The organism is Paenibacillus sp. 22594, from assembly GCF_052044425.1.
Classification (GTDB): Bacteria; Bacillota; Bacilli; order Paenibacillales; family Paenibacillaceae; genus Paenibacillus_AQ.
Genome location: NZ_JBQENA010000005.1, coordinates 48388 through 66127, shown reverse-complemented (window position 1 = coordinate 66127; position 17740 = coordinate 48388). Strand labels below are relative to the sequence as shown.

At 47.9% G+C, this 17740-nt stretch carries 15 protein-coding genes and 1 riboswitch; of the genes, 11 read left to right on the top strand and 4 right to left on the bottom strand.

Annotated elements, in window-relative coordinates; genetic code table 11:
* The first annotated feature begins 9 nt into the window (after positions 1 to 9).
* The 4 genes from rfbB (at position 10) to ACTJKB_RS17555 (ending at position 5325) form a co-directional block, all read left to right on the top strand.
* Positions 10 to 1005, top strand: coding sequence for a dTDP-glucose 4,6-dehydratase (rfbB, locus tag ACTJKB_RS17570; protein WP_440835707.1), 996 nt, complete (start codon positions 10 to 12; stop codon positions 1003 to 1005).
* 26 nt (positions 1006 to 1031) lie between these two features.
* A complete protein-coding gene (locus tag ACTJKB_RS17565) occupies positions 1032 to 1655 on the top strand; it encodes a YdcF family protein (RefSeq protein ID WP_440835705.1) in 624 nt (207 codons plus the stop codon).
* Between the two features lie 280 nt (positions 1656 to 1935).
* Positions 1936 to 2916, top strand: coding sequence for an acyltransferase family protein (locus ACTJKB_RS17560; RefSeq protein WP_440835702.1), 981 nt, complete (start codon positions 1936 to 1938; stop codon positions 2914 to 2916).
* 216 nt (positions 2917 to 3132) lie between these two features.
* Positions 3133 to 5325 (top strand): S-layer homology domain-containing protein, encoded by a 2193-nt coding sequence (locus tag ACTJKB_RS17555; protein ID WP_440835700.1) that lies wholly within the window; start codon positions 3133 to 3135, stop codon positions 5323 to 5325.
* A 100-nt stretch (positions 5326 to 5425) separates the two neighbouring features.
* On the opposite strand, the gene ACTJKB_RS17550 is transcribed toward ACTJKB_RS17555, so the two are convergent.
* Positions 5426 to 6490: an acyltransferase family protein gene (locus ACTJKB_RS17550; RefSeq protein ID WP_440835698.1), complete on the bottom strand. Its 1065-nt coding sequence runs from the start codon at positions 6488 to 6490 to the stop codon at positions 5426 to 5428.
* A gap of 200 nt (positions 6491 to 6690) precedes the next feature.
* Between ACTJKB_RS17550 and ACTJKB_RS17545 the strand changes: the two genes are divergently transcribed.
* From ACTJKB_RS17545 to ACTJKB_RS17525, 5 genes are all read left to right on the top strand, one after another.
* A complete protein-coding gene (locus ACTJKB_RS17545; RefSeq protein WP_440835697.1) occupies positions 6691 to 7791 on the top strand; it encodes a hypothetical protein in 1101 nt (366 codons plus the stop codon).
* Positions 7778 to 8818: an acyltransferase family protein gene (locus ACTJKB_RS17540; RefSeq protein ID WP_440835696.1), complete on the top strand. Its 1041-nt coding sequence runs from the start codon at positions 7778 to 7780 to the stop codon at positions 8816 to 8818. Before ACTJKB_RS17545 ends, ACTJKB_RS17540 begins: the two co-directional genes overlap by 14 nt.
* A 38-nt stretch (positions 8819 to 8856) precedes the next feature.
* A complete protein-coding gene (locus tag ACTJKB_RS17535) occupies positions 8857 to 10035 on the top strand; it encodes a WD40/YVTN/BNR-like repeat-containing protein (RefSeq protein ID WP_440835695.1) in 1179 nt (392 codons plus the stop codon).
* A 96-nt stretch (positions 10036 to 10131) separates the two neighbouring features.
* Complete coding sequence (locus ACTJKB_RS17530; RefSeq protein ID WP_440835693.1) at positions 10132 to 10695, top strand: CueP family metal-binding protein; 564 nt, start codon at positions 10132 to 10134, stop codon at positions 10693 to 10695.
* A gap of 238 nt (positions 10696 to 10933) precedes the next feature.
* A complete protein-coding gene (locus tag ACTJKB_RS17525) occupies positions 10934 to 11980 on the top strand; it encodes an HD-GYP domain-containing protein (protein WP_440835691.1) in 1047 nt (348 codons plus the stop codon).
* Between the two features lie 103 nt (positions 11981 to 12083).
* Here the strand turns inward: ACTJKB_RS17525 and hpt are convergent, their stop codons facing one another.
* From hpt to ACTJKB_RS17510, 3 genes are all read right to left on the bottom strand, one after another.
* Positions 12084 to 12614, bottom strand: coding sequence for a hypoxanthine phosphoribosyltransferase (gene hpt / locus ACTJKB_RS17520; RefSeq protein WP_074086556.1), 531 nt, complete (start codon positions 12612 to 12614; stop codon positions 12084 to 12086).
* Between the two features lie 70 nt (positions 12615 to 12684).
* The gene (locus ACTJKB_RS17515) at positions 12685 to 14199 is read right to left on the bottom strand and encodes an IMP dehydrogenase (RefSeq protein WP_440835689.1); all 1515 of its coding nucleotides are present in this window, start codon (positions 14197 to 14199) and stop codon (positions 12685 to 12687) included.
* Between the two features lie 32 nt (positions 14200 to 14231).
* Positions 14232 to 14792, bottom strand: a complete 561-nt coding sequence (locus tag ACTJKB_RS17510) for a phosphoribosyltransferase (RefSeq protein ID WP_440835688.1) — start codon at positions 14790 to 14792, stop codon at positions 14232 to 14234.
* A 127-nt stretch (positions 14793 to 14919) separates the two neighbouring features.
* Positions 14920 to 15022: riboswitch (purine riboswitch) on the bottom strand.
* A 196-nt stretch (positions 15023 to 15218) separates the two neighbouring features.
* Here ACTJKB_RS17510 and ACTJKB_RS17505 point away from each other — a divergent pair.
* Both ACTJKB_RS17505 and hemA read left to right on the top strand, forming a co-directional pair.
* The gene (locus tag ACTJKB_RS17505) at positions 15219 to 16037 is read left to right on the top strand and encodes a protein phosphatase 2C domain-containing protein (RefSeq protein WP_440835687.1); all 819 of its coding nucleotides are present in this window, start codon (positions 15219 to 15221) and stop codon (positions 16035 to 16037) included.
* A 311-nt stretch (positions 16038 to 16348) separates the two neighbouring features.
* A complete protein-coding gene (gene hemA / locus ACTJKB_RS17500) occupies positions 16349 to 17740 on the top strand; it encodes a glutamyl-tRNA reductase (protein WP_440835685.1) in 1392 nt (463 codons plus the stop codon).

The following is a 17740-nucleotide window of genomic DNA, read 5'->3' as shown; positions in this document are numbered from 1 at the left end:
GTGCTTAGAATGAGCAGGAAGAAATTACTGATCACCGGCGGTGCTGGATTTATAGGCGGCAACTTCGTACAATACATGGTTGGTAAATACTCCAGTTACGATATCGTTAATCTGGATTTGTTAACTTATGCTGGTGATTTGACGAAGCACACAAAGATTGAAGACAGAGAGAACTATCGGTTTGTTCAAGCAGATATTGCCGACCGTGAGACAGTTATATCGCTTTTTGAACAAGAAAAGTTTGACTATGTCGTGCATTTCGCAGCAGAGAGTCACGTAGACCGTTCTATTACTGATCCGGCTGTATTCGTTCGTACGAATGTGATGGGGACACAAGTGTTGCTGGATGCTTCTAGGAAGATAGGGCTCTCCAAATTTGTTCATGTCTCGACGGATGAGGTGTATGGGGAACTGGATTTTGATCCTACTGTCTTCTTCACAGAGGAAACTCCCTTGCAGCCTAATAGCCCGTATAGTGCCAGTAAAGCGGCATCGGATCTGCTGGTTCGGGCTTATAATGAAACATATGGCTTACCAATGAATATCACTCGTTGTTCTAACAATTACGGTCCTTACCATTTCCCGGAGAAGTTGATTCCACTGACGATATCTAAAGTTCTGAACGAGCAGAGGGTTCCTGTCTATGGGAATGGCAAAAACATTCGGGACTGGCTGCATGTCTGGGATCATTGTGCTGCTATTGACTTAGTGTTGCACGAAGGAGTAAGCGGTGAAGTATATAACGTAGGCGGCCATAATGAACGTACAAATCTCGAAGTAGTAAAGACTATCATCCATACTCTGGGTAAATCTGATGACTTGATTGAATTTGTTACAGATCGCTTGGGACATGACAAACGTTACGCTATTGATCCTACAAAGCTGGAGAAATTAGGCTGGAAGCCTACGTACACGTTTGAGACCGGAATTGCTCAGACTATACAATGGTACACAGCACATGCAGAGTGGTGGGAGCACATTCTTAGCGGCGAGTATCGGAAATAGCAATGAAGAACATAAAGGTTAGTAGCATGACGAGCAGGCGTAGAAAGAGAATTCTCTTTCTGTACTTGCCCGTTCTGTTAATTCTTACATTATTCTTCTATAATGCTGGACGTTTTCTTGAGGTCAATCAGAATCAACGGAAATCAGATGTTATTATTGTACTTAGCGGAGGATCTGGCAGGCTTGAGAAAGGAGCAGAACTATACAAGGAGAACTATGCTCTCTACCTGCTTCTCTCCAATGCCAAAGAATCAACCAGTACTTCCGGCGACGTGCTTCAAACCGCCCTTGCACTTGGCATTCCTCAAGATGCCATCCTGACCGAAAATGCAGCGCGTAGTACCTACCAGAATGCCGAGCTGACACTTCCAATTATGAAGCAGCATGGCTTCACTTCAGCTATCGTTGTTTCCTCTGAGTTTCATATGCGGCGGGTAAAGTTGCTTTTCGACCATATCTATAAGAATTCCGGGATTGAGCTTACTTATATAGGTTCGGACTCTGGCTACAACGCTAAGCGTTGGTGGAGTGACGAGTACAGCCGGGAGACCACATTTAGCGAGTATACGAAGATGATTGGAAATGCTTTTGGCTATAATGGACCTGAGGCCAAAAATGCCTTGGAGCAGATAAAGCGCTGGTTCTACTAACGAAATGATTATAAATTAGAACCAAGAACCGAAATCCAAAATCCAAAGTTGGTATTGCTCCTTATGATAAGTCTACAAATTGGATTCTAATTAATTATGTCCAGATTATTTCGATTTAGATATACACAACGCTGGTAATTTGTAATATATGGAGACCTGACGAAGATTATTCGTTAGGTCTCTTATCTTTTGAATACTTGTTACGTACCTTAACATGTTAGGACAAAATTCGACAAATCTGATAGACTAATACTACTAAGTTAAAAGGGGTTTTGCATTAATGTTTCTGAGGTACATAAATAACTTTCGTGGAATTGCTATTATAATGGTTCTATTAATTCACACACTTATTCCGTTTACTGAAAGTATGAATCCTGTTATGTTTGATATTTTATTTGCTGTTTTCCAAGATAGTACAGTTCTTTTTGTGTTTATATCGGGTTTTTTGTTCCAACATCTATTGAAAAAGTATGAGTTTAAAAAGTATATAAAGTCAAAAGCCAGTTATGTGCTTTCCCCATACTTACTCCTTTCTATCCCAGGGGTGATTTGGAATGCTTATGATTCAAGAGATATACATATCACTTTAATAATCAAAGGTCTACTTACTGGTGCTATTAGTGGAACAATGGGTACGTATTGGTTTATTCCTATGATAATTATATTTTTTATTGCTTCTCCTTTACTCGTTATGATTGATAATCGTCCAAAATTATATTATGGCTTACCATTGTTGTTTATTGTTTCTACTTTTATTACACGCGATGGTTTGCCTTATCAGAATTTTGTTCATTTCCTACCAATCTATCTTTTTGGAATGTTTGCTAGCCATTTTAAGGAACAGTTATTTCCGATTTTTAATAAATATAAAGGTATCATTTTTACGGCCTTCTTGATTTTATTATTTCTAGACATCATAAACGTACAAACACATTATCAATATAGTCCATTAGGTGATAATGCATTTTTACGCATGTGGAGTAAAGTGCTATTATGTTGTCTGGTTATTAATTTTCTTAAAACTAAAGATCACATACTAGAAAATAAGTTCGATATATTTGCAAGATATAGTTTTGGCTTGTATTTTATTCAAGGATATGTAATTACGGTTCTTAATAAGACTGTATTGAGTTATTTTGCATCAGGAACTATACTTTCATATTTACTTTTTTCAATTCTAACTGTAGCTATATGCCTATCAATATTATGGTTAGCAAAGAAGATACTTGGGCGGTATAGCAGATACTTTATAGGTATTTAATAGAATAGTATGTGGGTGAAGCATGGATCGAAGCGCCACAAGCTGGTGGGTAAGGAACGGAGACGGAGGCCTAACGGCCTCCGTTTCTTTTTTTAGGAACTATTACCTTAGACCCAGTTGATGTATAATTATTCCTGCAAGTCTAGTGGCTACTCTCTTTCTTGGGAGTAGAACGTTGATAGTCAGGACTGCTTATTCTGGTTGGGGGCGATGAGAGTGAAGGGCAAGACAATGAAAGTGTTGGCAGTGTGGGGGATGCTGCTGAGTTTGCTGGGCGGGGGAGTTGCTAATGCGGCGACGGTAGTTCAGCAGACATCGTCTTATGCTTTTGTGGATGTACAGACGACGTATTGGGCAAATGAAGCGATTCAGAGTATGGCGAGCCAAGGCATCATTACAGGTAATCCAGACGGCTCCTTTAAGCCGGAAGCGGCAATAACGCGGGAGCAGCTGGCTAAGCTGATTACGCTGACCTTTGGGCTTGATCTGGTCTCGGACGGAACACAGACCTTTTCGGATGTGAATTCTTCTTCCTGGGCTTACAAGTATGTTGAAACGGCCAAGGATTATCTCACCGGGTATTTCCCTATGAAGGGGAAGCCGTTTTTTGATCCCCAGGCGAATGCTACCCGTGAAGATGTTGCGGTTGCGCTTGTTCGTGCTATGGGACTGGAAACCGAAAGTGTTGACGCCGATGATGTGCTCCGCTATAAATTCAACGACTATGAGGATGTTACTCCACAACTGGCTAAGGAAGTAGCGGTTGCTGTGGATAAGAAGCTGATTCAAGGATTTCCGGATGGCACATTCAGACCGAATAGCCCGATTAATCGTGCTTCTGTAGCCACTTTACTGTACCGTGTGCTGAAGTCTTCCTATACTACGGCTACACAGGATGTGAAGCTGGACGTGCAGGCTCCGAAGCAGGTTTCGGACACAACCGTTAAGGTAACTGGCAAAGTGAACGCTGACGCGAAGGTCTATATCAATGATGAAGAAGTAGAGAATGTAGATGGGTCTTTTGCTGAGGCTTATGATCTGGATGAGGGTGAGAAGGTCTACGAATTTGTAATCAAGGCCGTGCTGCCGAATGGTCGCTCTAACACGGTCACTAAGCAGGTCACTTATCAGACTTCAGGACCTCAACTCACGGTGCAGGCCCCGGAAACATCCAATCAACCTACGGTTAAGATTACCGGGAAGGTTAAGGACAGCGGCGATACCAATCCAAAGGTTACGATCAATGACAAAACAGCCTATGTTTCTTATAATGGCGATTTCAGTGAAGAGCTGACCTTGAAGGAAGGTATCAACAAGATTGTTGTGACTGCTGTCAATAAGTATGAGAAGAAGGCAGTAGTGGAGAAGCAGATTATTGTTACCTTGGGTGGTCCCGTACTGACACTGGATCTGATCCCGGATACTAGTAACAGTAAGACTATAACGTTAAGTGGAACAGCCACAGATAAGAATGACAGCTCCCCGAAGATTTATATGAATGACGAATTGGTAGGCAGCTACGGTTCTTTCAATAAAACGGTGACGCTTAAGGAAGGCGAGAATGTCTTTAACTTCAAGGCCACTAACAGCCTGGGCAAAAGTTCAGCAGTGATTACCAAGACGATTACGTTCAGTGTGGGTGGACCTGTGCTGACGCTGGACCTGATTCCTGAAGCAAGCAATAACAAGACTATAACTTTAAGTGGTACAGCTACAGACAAGAATGATAGTAGTCCGAAAATCTACATGAATAATGAGCTTGTGGGCAGCTATGGTTCTTTTTATAAGTCGGTGACCCTTAAAGAGGGGGACAACATCTTTACCTTTAAAGCAACGAACAGTCTGGGCAAAAGCTCGGCTGTCATCACCAAAACGATTACTTTCAAAGTAGGGGGTCCTGTACTGACACTGGATCTGATCCCGGAGTCTAGCAGCAGCAAGACTGTAACCCTGAGCGGGACAGCAACAGATAACAATGACAGTAGCCCAAAAATCTACATGAATGACGAACTCGTAGGCAGTTACGGTTCTTTTAATAAGTCTGTAACGCTCAAAGAAGGGGCAAACGTCTTTACTTTCAAAGCAACTAACAATTTAGGTAAAAGCTCAGAGCCTGTTACGAAGACTATTACATTTTCGGTAGGCGAACCCGTTCTTACTCTGGACTATATTCCCGAAACGACTAGTAAGAAACAGCTTACACTAAGCGGCAATGCTACGGATGTGAATGACAGCAATCCAAAAATCTATTTGAACGACGAGCTGGTAGGCAGTTATGGAAGCTTTTATAAATCGGTCACTTTGGCCGAAGGAAGTAATAAATTTGTGTTCAAGGTTACCAATAGCTTTGGAAAAGTAACTACGGTTGAGAAGACTGTCATTTACACCCCGGCACCAAGTAAAGAGTAGGATTACAACGATCTATGCAAATGGTATGGATGTAATGGTGGAGCAGAGGATATCTCTGTTCCACCATTTTTTTGTTTTGGGAACTGAGTGTGCATAAGGCTCAAGCCTTCCCCCCAACCAAAAACCCCAGCCCCGGCACCCGCTTCACCACCATACTGAGCACCAGCGACCCTGCAACAGCTATCACTGTGGTTGGGAACCAGCTTAGGTAGCTGTCATAGACGTTGTGCTCCATGAAGTTCAGCAGCAGGATGAAGATGCCGTAGTGGAAGATCAGGATGGCGAGAGAATCTTGGCCGATGTAGGTGAGGAAGGCAGTGAAGAATCTGGATTTGGAGAGCAGTTGGGTCATTTGGATGGCGAGCAGGCTGCCGGCGATCCCGGCGGTGTAGAAAAGAAGCAGATTGCCGTATTCCCTATTGTTCATATCTACATAGCTGTTGAAGTAGGCTGCGACTAGGAAAATGACCATTAGTAGGAGGGTGCCCAGGTTGAAGATACGGATCTTGGCGAGCAGCTGACGCTGCTTAAGCTGGTAACCGATGAATACGAAGAACTGGGCAACGAGTGCGACATCGATGTTCCAGGGCAGGAAGGCTACAGTGCTTAGAGCATAGCCGGACAGGCTTAATGAGAGCATGGCGGCAAGCTGCAGGAGGAGCGGGCGTCCACTCAGATAACGCATACTGAGGCAGAAAATAATCTGGGTCATGAACAGACAGGCCAGGAACCAGATGGGAATGTTCAGGAGCAGGCCGCCGGAATAGGTTCCGTAAGCGATAGCCACTAGAGGTTCATGCCAAGCAATGTCCGGGGTGTGATTGGTCTCGATGGTTCGGAGTGTAAGCCAGAGCAGGTAGCTTAGGAGTCCAGCAGAGAGATAGGGAACGACGAGGGTAATGATTCGGGTACGCAGCAGGGATGTGAAATTGTCAAAATATTTGGAGGCGCTGAAGAGGTACCCGGAGACGATGAAGAACAGCGGAAGCCGGAAGTCTCTGAACATATCATTCAGAACGACTGGAGTTAGGCCGGCATGTCCTACTACCACGAGCAGAATCGTAATGCCTCTTACCATGTCGATCACTTTGAGCCGAGGGGTCCTTACGGTGGCGGAAGTCGATTCCGCTGCAGTTGTCACTAAAGATGTGTCCGGTGCTTGCATAGCTTGGCGGCAGCCCCCTTACATATAAGTTATACATTAGGTTATAGGAAATAATAGGTAAGGACAATGGTACAAACTAGTTATTTCAAATACTACCTTAGCTGGTTGATATTCTTACGTGATCGTTATATAAATAGGGGGAGTTGGGGTTCTTTTTATAATTGATGTGTAATCATATGAAATGAAAGGAAAGTGAGCGGATGAAGGAATATGACTATTCATTGGATGCAATCAAGGGAATTAGCTGTATTTTGATGATTATGGCGCATATTCCGCTTTATTTTAATGGCAATGAACGAGTATTTCAGATTGTTGCCGGTTTGGCTCCTGTACTTTTCTTTGCGGTCTCCGGGGTGACAACCACGCTGCAGGCACGCAGGCGAAGCTTCAGATCGATGCTTAGCTTTTATGCGCTCTTCGCTGTCATCGGATTCTCTTATAATCTCATGTGGAGACCGGATATTCAGGCATTCAAGATTATGGACGTTCCTCAGATCATCGCACTTGGAGTGCTCAGTGTATACCTTCTGGAGAAATACCTCAAACCTCCACTCTATTTTTACCTCCTTTTGTCGCTGATAGCGTATTCGGTACATGGTTTCATCGGCCACCGCTTGCCGGATTTCCCTCTCAAGTCTGTTTTGTTCACAGAGACGATCGGGTTTACGTATTTCCCCTGGATGTTTGCGTTTGTGGCTGGAATCTTTGCCTACCGGTGCAGTAATCGGGTGAATCTCACTCTAGCTCTGTGTGCCGGGCTGCTGCTTGCCGTAGTCAGTTACGGAGGCGTGCATGAAGCGGATTTTGTTAAATATAATATGTCCGTGCAATATCTGCTGCTGTCGCTGATGGTGTTATTCGGGACCTTTTATCTCTTCAGACGTAAAAAAAGCTACGCTTCCACAAATCTGATTCTGTATTTCGGCAAGCATTCGTTATTATTTCTGTTTACCCATCTGTTTCTGATCCTGGCGTTTGACCGGTTGGGTCTGGGCCGCTTGTATATTGTGTGGATGTGGGGTTTGGCCCTAGTCTGCACCTATGCGGCGATGAGAATCCTGCTGTGGCTGGGCCGCTACATAGAACATTACATGGATCATCCGGTCCCCTGGGTTCTTATCGTCGTGGGTGTTGTTGCGATTCCGCTCTTGATCTCCAATAGGGATTTCATCATTGTTGCAGAAGCCGCACTGGGCATTCTCTTCTCGCTGAATTATAAAAAACTCTCCAGCTTAATACCTGCAAGCCCATCTTCCCGCCCGCTGCCGGCCCTTCAGGAGGCTCTTCATGACCAAGCCTAATTACAAGCAGATCAGTACGTACCGCACCCAGCTCATGGGACTGGCGATTCTGTGGGTGATGCTCTATCACTCGACGGTGGATTTTTCCTCCATTCCGGTTCTGGGCACCTTGCAGGCGTATGGATATGGCGGCGTGGATATTTTTCTGCTGGTATCCGGCTTGGGGCTATATTACGCCTATCGTAAAAACACCAGCACCACTCTATTTTACCAAAGAAGGCTGCAGCGGATTCTGCCCACTTATCTCCCGGTAGTGCTGCTGTTTTGCCTCTTGTATTGGGCGATGGGTGAGATGTCCTTGTTGGACGTTCTCTTGAATCTGACAACGCTCAGCTTCTGGCTTGGGCTGGACAGCCGATTTGACTGGTATGTTCCTGCACTGCTGGTCCTGTATCTGCTGACGCCGCTGTTTATGCACTTTTTCAAGGTGCGGAATAAGGGGGTTACTGTTACTGTAGCCAGTCTGGTTGGAGTTCTGCTTAGCGTGGTCCTATCTGGAACACCGCTGTCCTATTTACTGATTTTTACGATAAGAATTCCGATATTCTTCGTTGGAGTGCTTGTAGGTTATCTGATCGATAAGCATGAGGTGATCTCGCGGAGGAACGGGATTGTGTATCTTGGGATGCTTCTGACAGGTGCAGTGCTGCTGGCAGCGAGCCAAAAATATATGAGCGGCTATATGTGGAGCTATGGACTGTGGTGGTATCCTTTTATCCTGATTACACTGCCCTTATGCTTACTTACTGCGGGGATGCTGCACTGGGTGGCGGAGCGTAAATGGTCCCGGTTTCCCTTCCTCTCGTTCTGTGGCGCGCATAGCCTGGAGATTTACCTGATTCATGAACGAATGCTGAAAATTACGGCGGATCTCCGGCATAGCCTGGACCTGCAGGTGAACGACCTTGTGCTGAATGGGATCAGCATCCTGCTTACCCTGGGACTGGCCTCATTATTGAAAAAAGCGGTCACCGTGTTCACTGCCCGAGTGAAGTCCGGAACGGCACCTGCAGCCTCCGCTTCGTGATGGCCAAGCAGGGTAAATATACCCTAGAAGGTGTAACTATGAAATGGACTAAACGATTACAGCTAACCTCTTTAACCCTGCTCTCTGTGGGTCTGCTCACTTGTGCAGGATGGGGGACAGCAGCTTCAATGGCAGCAGCAGCGGCGCCAGCAACACCAACACCGTCCTGCAGTAGCGGGGATCACGGAATTCTGCAGAAGCTGCAGAAGAAGCATACAGATGGGAGTTCGGACCCGCTTACCTTTGCCGCTGTGGATTTTCTGAACGCGGATACGGGACGGGCGGCCGGTAACGGATTTCTCATCGGGACTTCGGATGGGGGCTGTCACTTTCAGGAGATCTATCAGGGACAATGGAGCTTTCAGCAGATCGATTATCCGGATAATGTACACGGGTGGGCACTGGCAACCGTTCAGGGTGGACAAGCCAAGTACTTGATTCGAACTACGGATGGCGGCTCAACCTGGAAGCGGCTGGGTTCTGGCACGGTGACTTTTGAACGCATAGAATTCCTGGATAGTACAACCGGGTTTGGCTATAACCGCGCTTCTACCTATTATACGAACAATGGTGGAGTCAGCTGGAGCAAAATCACTACACCGGCCAATACGCGCGGAGCTGATTTCACAAGCCGTAACAGCGGCTGGGCGGTAGTTATCGTTCCAGGCAGCGGCTACCAGGTGATGAGAACCATCGATGGCGGGGCCAGCTGGAAGCGGAGGATGAACGCGGCTTATAGCGATCCGCAGTATGCTAGAGTTTACGCGAATGCGTCGCAGGTGTATACCGTACTCTACGGTGGTTCGGGAATGTCGCAGACCTCGTATTCACTCTATGGCAGCTCCAATGCTGGCAGCAGCTGGACCCGGGTCATCGCTCAGGAAACTGCCGGTGGCGGCCCAGCACCAGGGAGCGGAGCGGCCAAAGTGAAGACGGGACCGGGTTCGGGCAGTCCGGGAAATATGCAGCTGATCGGCAAAACGACGGCCTTCATGGTGGGCTATCAGCCTGCGGCCCAGATGGTGGGCACCGGCATGACCAAGAATAACAGCCAGGTGTGGAGCAACTCCAAGACGGTTTTGGGATTTGAGGGTGTCATCTCCTTCGTAGATCATAATCAGGGCTGGCTGGCGGTACGAGATCTGAATAGCTCGACCTTGTATTTCACCAAAGATGGCGGGGCGAATTGGAGTGCCAAGTTTTCTTTTGAGTTCTAAGGGCTCTGTTTCTGAGATTTGTCACGCTTTCGTCTTGTCTATAGCGGTCCTGGCTCGCTTATAATAGGGGAAAGAGACAGGAGGAGGATTGTCCAGATGAGAAGTAAAGTTCTGGTAGCCGCAGGAATAGTGGTTGTTATTGCCATAGGAACATATATGTTAGCTGGAACCACAGACAAGAACGGGAGTAGCAAACCGGATACGGCTGCGGTTGAAATGGACACGCCAAGCTTCAAGCAAATGGTGCAAAGCTTCAGCATGCGTACCGCACAAGCCGAGTCGGCGTCTATTTCATCCACACAGCTTATTGTTAAAGAGAGCGAAAACAAATCTACGACCTATCGATTGCCGACAGACGAATTTTTTGTCTCCATCGCCCCTTACGTCGAGAAGACTCATCCGTGTGCAACCCATAATCTGACCGGCTGCCAGGGAGAGATGGTCGAGGAAGAGTTTAATATTTCGGTCAAAGACGCGGACGGCAATAAGGTCATGGACAACAAAACCGTGAAATCCCAGCCCAACGGATTCATCGATTTGTGGCTGCCGCGGGACCAGACCTACCAGGTGACGATTGAGCATAACGGCAAAAAAGCCGAATCCGAGATTTCCACGTTCGAGAAGGACGATACCTGCGTTACGACGATGCAGTTGGGGTGAGGGACAACTAGGCAAGTCTCAGCACCTGTCGTCTACAACGCAAGATAATGGATATGAACCCCCGTCTCCATAATTGGAGGCGAGGGTTTTATATTACCCTAATCATGGTAAAATTTGTTAGAAGATGCGCATTAAGTTATGCGGAATCGGTCAGAGAGGGGTGTTAAGAACTATTTATAAAAAGTTGTGTTCATACGATAGAATAATAAAGACTTAATCTATTTCGGAGGGACACAAGGTGAGAATACATATTAAGAAACTGAAGATCGGCGATGTTCTGAAAACCGATATTTTTAACCGTCAAGGTCTTCATGTGCTGGCAAAAAAGACAAAAATCCGTCTTGAGGATATTGCATTGCTGAATAAGCATGACATTAAATTTCTGGATGTTGAGGGCAGTGTAGAAGATCGTATAGCCAGAGAGGTATTCAACGGTACAGAACGTCCTCTGAGAGTCAAACATAATTATGATGAGTCTCTTAGGGAATACCAAGCCTTCTTTTTGGAGGCTATAATCTCAGGAGAGTTTGATCAATCGAAAATTAAATGGACACTAATGCCTTTGCTGGAGCAACTGGATGAGCAAAAAGATGTGCTTACACTACTGTTCAGTTTCCAAAAAGAAGATGAGACCATTTACAATCACTCCTTGCAGGTTGGTTTGTTGTCATACTATATTGCTGCGTGGTTAGGCTATCCGAAGAGTGAAAGATTTGAAATTAGCAAGGCAGGATACCTCCACGATATCGGGAAAAGTCGCGTTCCGTTATCCATCCGTAACCGGGTCGGTCAATTAAATGATGAGGAAGAAAAGGAGCTTCAGAAGCATACTGCGGCAGGCTATCAGATTATCCGCAAATCGTTGACCGATAATACAACTGCATTAGTGGCGCTCCAGCATCACGAACGGGAGGACGGAACAGGCTATCCACTTGGATTACAAAAAGATAAAATCCATCCCTATGCCCAGATTGTTGCTGTGGCTAATGAATTCATCAGCAAGACATTTACTCCTGCGGAACAGCCAAGGCGAAACTTCTCAATAGTTCTGCAAGAAATTTATGAGCTTGGATTCGGTAAACTGAGCGAGAAGCCCGTGCAAGCGCTAATACATCATCTGCTTCCTAATATGATCGGGAAAAAGGTACAGCTTAGCAATGGACACATAGGAGAAATTGTATTGAACAATCCTATGGATTTTTTCAGACCCCTTGTGAAAGTGAAAGAGGTATTTATAGATTTGTCAAAAGAACGTAATCTGAATATCCGAGAAATTATAGTTTAGATCAATTTTAACTCATAGTTATGCGCTAGTTGGATTATCGGGGAAATTTAAAAGAGCCGGCACTTAAGATCAGTGGCGGCTCTTTACTGCTTGTATCAGATACTCATTCTTCCCCTGTCTCCACAATCCACACCTCCGGCAAATTGCGGAACTGCTCCGCGTAGTCCAGGCCGTAGCCGACGACGAATTCGTCGGGGATTTCGATGCCGCAGTAGTCGATGGGGATGTCGGCAAGGCGGCGGGAGGGCTTGCTGAGGATGGTGCAGATGCGGACACTTGCAGCCTCCCGGAGAGCAAAGAGCTGCTTGAGATGCTGCAGGGTCAGGCCGGTGTCGATCATGTCCTCGACGAGGAGGACATGTTTGCCACGGATGTCGGTGTCGATGTCTTTTTTAACGGTGATGACGCCGCTTGAGGTGGAGCTGGCGCCATAGCTGGATACGGACATGTAATCCATGCCGATAGGGAGGGTGATCTCGCGCATCAGGTCAGCCATAAATACGGCTGCTCCCTTGAGGATGCCGATGAGCACCAGCTCCTTACCTTCGTAATCCCGTGATATGTCTGCTCCAAGCTCCTGGACTCTTTGCTGCAGCTCTGTTTTGGTTACCAGAACCTTTTGTAATGACGTCATTGTGTGGACTCCTTATGGATCAGAATGATCCCGCCGCAGCAAGCTTTCTGTGTTCACGGGCTGCTTTTGATCAGGATGATGATCTGTCCTTTTCCTTAAGCATAACATCATGCGCTCCGCCTTCAAAGATGGTTGTCGAAGAAACGAGGGTAATCTTGGCCTGCTGCTGCAGCTGCGGGATGGTTAGTGCGCCGCAGTTGCACATGGTGGATTTGATTTTGCTGATGCTGAGATCCAGATTATCTTTAAGGCGACCGGCATAAGGAATGAAGGAATCCACGCCTTCCTCGAACTCCAGCTTGCTCTCCTTGTCGGCGTTGCCGAAGTCGTACCGCTGCCAGTTGCGGGCCCGGCTGGAGCCTTCGCCCCAATATTCCTTCACAAAGTTGCCGCCGACCAGCAGTTTGCGGCCCGGGCTCTCGTCGAAGCGGGCGAAATAGCGGCCCAGCATCACGAAGTCGGCCCCCATCGCCAGGGCAAGCACGATATGGTAGTCATGCACGATGCCGCCGTCGGAGCAGATCGGGACGTAGATGCCTGTTTTCTCGTAATATTCCTGGCGTGCTTCAGCGACTTCAATGACGGAGGAGGCCTGGCCGCGCCCGATGCCTTTTTGCTCACGGGTGATGCAGATGGAACCGCCCCCTATGCCGACCTTGATGAAGTCCGCGCCTGCTTCGACCAGATACAGGAAGCCTTCCTTGTCTACGACATTGCCTGCGCCAACCTTCACCTTCTCCCCAAAAGTCTCCTTAATATAGTGGATCGTCTCGGCTTGCCATTCGGAGTAACCATCCGAGGAGTCGATGCAGAGTACATCCGCACCTGCTTCCACAAGCGCCGGAACACGTTCCTTATAGTCTCTGGAGTTGATGCCCGCCCCGACGATCAGCTGCTTGTTGCTGTCATGCAGCTCGAGCGGGTACTCCTGATGGCTGTCGTAGTCCTTGCGGAACACGAGATGAACCAGATGGCCGCTGCTGCTCACGATCGGCAGACAGTTCAGCTTGTGATCCCAGATCATGTCATTGGCTTCAGTCAGGGAGATGCCTTCATTGGCATAGATCAGCGAAGCGAGCGGTGTCATGAACCCGGTAATCGCGTTGTCCGGCGGCAGCCGGTTCTCGCGGTAATCGCGGCTGGTGACAATGCCCATCAGCTTGCCTGTAGGCTCTCCGTTGTCGGTGATCGCGATGGTCGAATGGCCGCTGCGGGCTTTCAGCTCCAGTACATCCTTCAGGGTGTCCTCGGGACGAAGATTGGAATCGCTGAGCACGAAGCCGGCCTTGAATTTCTTGACTCTGCGGACCATCTCCACCTGCTGCTCAATCGACTGCGAGCCATAGATGAAGGAAATTCCGCCGCTTTTGGCCAGGGCAATCGCCATATTATGGTCGGAGACGGCCTGCATCACAGCAGAAGTCACGGGGAGGTTCATCGACAGGGCGGGCGTTTCTCCCTTGCGGAATTTGGTCACCGGGGTTCTAAGATCCACATTTCCCGGAATGCATTCTTTTGTCGTCAGATTCGGCACCAGCAGGAATTCGCTGAATGTTCTGGACGGCTGATCATAATAGTAAGCCATGTGTGGTCGCTCCCTCTCTTGGTTTGTTTTTTCTATACTTTTGACAGGACTTGTACCGGTACACCAATATCCATTTCCAGCTGTTTGTAATGCTCGCCCTTGGCCAGAATCGCCTGAACGCCGACAAGCTGAATGGCCATGTGTTCCATTTGCTGGGCGATGCAGCGGATTGTAGCACCAGAGCTGATCACATCATCGACGAGGAGCACACGGTCCCCGGCAGTGAATCCGTCAAAATAGATATAGTTCTCATTATACGCCGTCTCGCGTTTGATGCTGACCTCATAATTATCGTATAGTTCGGTGCTGAGACGCAGAATATTCATCGGCTTTATCAGCTTGTAAGCCGCGAGCATGCCCCAGGTATGTCCACCTGGCTCGGGAGATACGATATAATCAAAAGCAGGGAACTGCGCCGTAATGCTCTCGGCAAGACTGTCCGTGATCTCACTAATCAGCTCGGGGTCAATATAAGTGCCGCGTTCACCGAAAGGATAAAGCTTGAAATCATAGGCGGTATCTTTATTTTTATAAATCCTTACATTTTTAGCGTTGCTGATGGATTCGCTGAGTCTTGCATAGGATGCGCTCATAGTCTTCACTCCTTAAAAGTTGTGTTAGAATATACAAAAAAACCCGGACTACAAGAGGCACCTGGAGGGCAAACGGCATCACGGAGAAGCGCACCAAAATCATGCGGGCTCTCGCCTTGATATCCTTCAGCCTTGCGGTGCCTCTTGTAGCCTGGGGCAATTTACGGTTGCCTGTAGAAACGCTCATACCAAATTAACGAGCTTATACAAGAGGTGTGAAATTAGAGGGATTACGAATGAAAAGTGATATCGGATGGAGATTGAGAAGCTTTTATTCATTCGATGTTAGAAACAATGACTTTAATCATTTGTTATATGCTATCATTCGCAATATTGTGTGTCAATATTTGATTTATATGTTAGATTTAATGACAACGGTAGTGATTGGAGAGGATAATTGAGATGCCAGAAGTTTCGCGATGGAAAATGGATACTTGTTCACTGAAAGGTGATGGGGAGTGGAATGAGGATGCGCTGGTCATTCATGAAGAGGCATGTGTGTATGGCGTGGTGGATGGGGCGACCTCGCTTTCGCCTTACCGGAATCCGGAAGGGCAGACAGGAGGATATATAGCGGCGCAGCTGGCAGCGATATATTTCATGGGAATGAACCCGCACGGGAAGCTGGAGCAGACTGCAGCTGAAGCCAACCAGGCTCTATGGCAGCAGATGGTGGCGGAAGGTGTGGATATTGGGGAGGCAGCCAATCGGTGGTCGGCGGCCTTGGTCGTGGTGCAGATCCATGAATACAGCGTTGAATACGTACAGGCGGGGGATTGTATGCTGCTTGCCAGGTATAAGGATGGAACGATCAGAGCGCTGACCCATCCCCAATTGGCGCATGTTGACCGGAAGACGCTGGACAAGATGGCACAGCTGCGCGCCGAAGGCATAAGCGATCCGGCAGAGCTTCGCATTCGGCTTACGCCGCACTTGACAGGTAACCGCGCCTTGGCCAACACGATTCACGGCTACGGGGTATTAAATGGCGACCCGCGGTTCCCGCAGTTTTTGGAGAAAGGAACGTTCAACCGGGCGAATCTGGAGAGTCTCTATATGTTCACCGACGGCCTGTACACCGAAGAATCTAAGTGGTCGGAATTGACGGACGCTCTGGACAGACTTGGGGCTGAGGGGTATGCCGGGGCTTTGCATGATAAGGAACAAGAGGACCGGATGCTGCTGGAGGTGCCGCGCCTCAAGGTTTCTGATGATAAAACATGTGTTGTGCTGCATTTGGGGTAGGCGGTTTTCCCTAAGAGTCAGCTGATTAAAAATCAAAAAATAACCGATCCTAACCATGGCGCTGACAAGGTTTTTATATTTCCAGCCGAACAGATATCGTGCTATTTTAAGGGTGACGAAGAGGTTGGCTTGTTTGTAATAATTATTATCTGGATTTCATAAATAGTTCAAAGGTTTTGTCAAAAGGTGCTTTTTCATGTGATATACTTAACACAGCGTTTATAGAACTTGTGAAAGTGGTAGTAGCGAATTGCGTATCAGCGGCAACAGTGCCTGCACCAATGAATAGAGATTAGGATGGTGAACAAGCGATGCATATTGTCGTCGTTGGCCTGAATTACCGTACGGCGCCCGTAGAGGTTAGGGAACAGTTCGCTTTTGCCGATAGGGATCTGCCTGCGGCGCTTCATCAGCTGATGCAGACCAAAAGCGTGCTGGAAGGCGTCGTCGTTGCCACCTGCAACCGGACAGAAATTTATGTGGTTGTGGACCGGCTTCACATGTGCGGATATTTCATCCGCAGCTATATGGAGCAGTGGTTTGGAGTGAAAAGCGATGTATTTGCACAGCATATGTATATATATGAAGACGAGCAGGCGATTGCCCATCTCTTCCGCGTAACCTGTGGTCTGGATTCTATGGTGATCGGTGAGACGCAGATCCTGGGACAGGTGCGCAGTGCCTTTTTGACTGCCCAAGGCGAAGGGGTAACAGGAACCTGGTTCAACCGGCTGTTCAAGCAGGCGGTCACGCTGGGCAAACGCGCTCATAGCGAAACGTCCATTGGTGAGAGTGCTGTATCTGTCAGCTATGCGGCTGTTGAGCTGGGGAAGCGGATCTTCGGCATGTTCTCCGGCAAAAGAGTGCTGATACTAGGCGCCGGCAAAATGAGTGAGCTGACGGTGAAGCATCTGTACAGCAGCGGTGCGGCGGAAGTGATTGTCGCCAACCGGACGCTGGCGCGTGCTGTGGAGCTTGCCGAGAAGTTCTCGGGCAAGCCGAGCACGATTGAGCATGCCTTGCAGCATCTCGATGAAGTGGATATTGTGATTAGCTCAACGGGAGCGGATGGCTATGTTCTGACAGCCGATCAAGTGGCCGAGAACATGAAGCGCCGCCCATCGCGTCCGCTGTTCATGATTGATATTGCCGTACCTCGTGACATTGACCCGGCGGCGGCGAGCGTCCCGGATGTGTTCCTGTACGATATTGACGATCTGGAAGGAATTGTAGAGACCAACCTGGAAATGCGCCGCACAGAAGCCGCCAAGATCGAGGTCATGATCGAAGCCGAACTGGAAGATTTCCAGATGTGGCTGAAGACCATGGGGGTCCGGCCGGTAATCCGTGCGCTGCAGGATAAATCCAATGGTATATATGAAGATACGATGGATAGTCTCTTCAACAAGCTGCCTGAACTGGACGAGCACCAGCGCAAGGTCATCCGCCGCCTCACGAAGAGCATTGTCAATCAGATGATGCATGATCCGATCAATGTCATTAAGGAGCTGTCCGGAGGGAAGCAGGGAAACGAAGCGCTGGAGTATTTTACGCAAATCTTTGCGCTTCAGGAGCAGCTTGGCACAGGGACAGACGACGGAAGTTCTGCAGAGCCGGAACGAAAGGAAGCTGAACGCAACTCCGCCAGCGAGTTTACGCTGCCGAAGTCGGTGTTCGCTCCGGCAGGCCTGCTGGGCGGGTGA

Bases quoted from the DNA above. Each gene is read 5' to 3' on its own strand.
- rfbB (WP_440835707.1), top strand. From the start codon at position 10: ATGAGCAGGAAGAAATTACTGATCACCGGCGGTGCTGGATTTATAGGC.
- ACTJKB_RS17565 (WP_440835705.1), top strand. From the start codon at position 1,032: ATGACGAGCAGGCGTAGAAAGAGAATTCTCTTTCTGTACTTGCCCGTT.
- ACTJKB_RS17560 (WP_440835702.1), top strand. From the start codon at position 1,936: ATGTTTCTGAGGTACATAAATAACTTTCGTGGAATTGCTATTATAATG.
- ACTJKB_RS17550 (WP_440835698.1), bottom strand. From the start codon at position 6,490: ATGCAAGCACCGGACACATCTTTAGTGACAACTGCAGCGGAATCGACT.
- ACTJKB_RS17545 (WP_440835697.1), top strand. From the start codon at position 6,691: ATGAAGGAATATGACTATTCATTGGATGCAATCAAGGGAATTAGCTGT.
- ACTJKB_RS17540 (WP_440835696.1), top strand. From the start codon at position 7,778: ATGACCAAGCCTAATTACAAGCAGATCAGTACGTACCGCACCCAGCTC.
- ACTJKB_RS17535 (WP_440835695.1), top strand. From the start codon at position 8,857: ATGAAATGGACTAAACGATTACAGCTAACCTCTTTAACCCTGCTCTCT.
- ACTJKB_RS17530 (WP_440835693.1), top strand. From the start codon at position 10,132: ATGAGAAGTAAAGTTCTGGTAGCCGCAGGAATAGTGGTTGTTATTGCC.
- hpt (WP_074086556.1), bottom strand. From the start codon at position 12,614: ATGACGTCATTACAAAAGGTTCTGGTAACCAAAACAGAGCTGCAGCAA.
- ACTJKB_RS17515 (WP_440835689.1), bottom strand. From the start codon at position 14,199: ATGGCTTACTATTATGATCAGCCGTCCAGAACATTCAGCGAATTCCTG.
- ACTJKB_RS17510 (WP_440835688.1), bottom strand. From the start codon at position 14,792: ATGAGCGCATCCTATGCAAGACTCAGCGAATCCATCAGCAACGCTAAA.
- ACTJKB_RS17505 (WP_440835687.1), top strand. From the start codon at position 15,219: ATGGATACTTGTTCACTGAAAGGTGATGGGGAGTGGAATGAGGATGCG.
- hemA (WP_440835685.1), top strand. From the start codon at position 16,349: ATGCATATTGTCGTCGTTGGCCTGAATTACCGTACGGCGCCCGTAGAG.